1 protein-coding gene is annotated in these 506 nt (G+C 52.2%); it reads left to right on the forward strand.

The features are described from left to right. Positions 1 to 116: 116 nt before the first annotated feature. A partial coding sequence (locus GBM95_RS12025) for a reverse transcriptase domain-containing protein (RefSeq protein ID WP_226963333.1) occupies positions 117 to 506 on the forward strand: 390 nt, incomplete at its 3' end.

Raw genomic sequence — 506 nt, forward strand, 5'->3', positions numbered from 1 at the left:
CCGCCGAAGGCGGAGAGGGCAAAGCCCTCACTGAGCTCAGACTACAACCTACTTTTTAAGAACAAAATCGGCGAAAGCTCACTTGACATTCACCAGATGGCAGAGTCATCTCGCTCATCCATAAATTTCTCAGAGCGGACGTGCAACTGAAGAATGGACACGTGGAAAAGCGGGACAAAGGAGCGCCGCAGGGCGGTCCGCTCTCGCCGATACTGGCGAACATTCTGCTCGACAAGCTCGACAAGGAGATTGAAGCCCGAGGACTGAGGCACTCCCGATACGCAGACGACATGGTGATCTTCTGCAAAACAAAGAGGGCCGCAGAACGAGTGTGCGCATCAATCACAGAATTTATCGAGAAGAAGCTCCTGTTGAAGGTTAACCGAGACAAAACCAAGGTTTGCCACATCGCGAACAGCGAGTTGAAATTCCTTGGGTACGGTTTCTATTACGACAGAGCAAAGCATCGCATCCTGCCGAGGCTACACCGGAAGACAAGGGCCAAA

It is taken from the genome of Sutterella seckii (assembly GCF_009183815.1).
In the GTDB taxonomy this organism is placed as follows: Bacteria; Pseudomonadota; Gammaproteobacteria; order Burkholderiales; family Burkholderiaceae_F; genus Sutterella; species Sutterella seckii.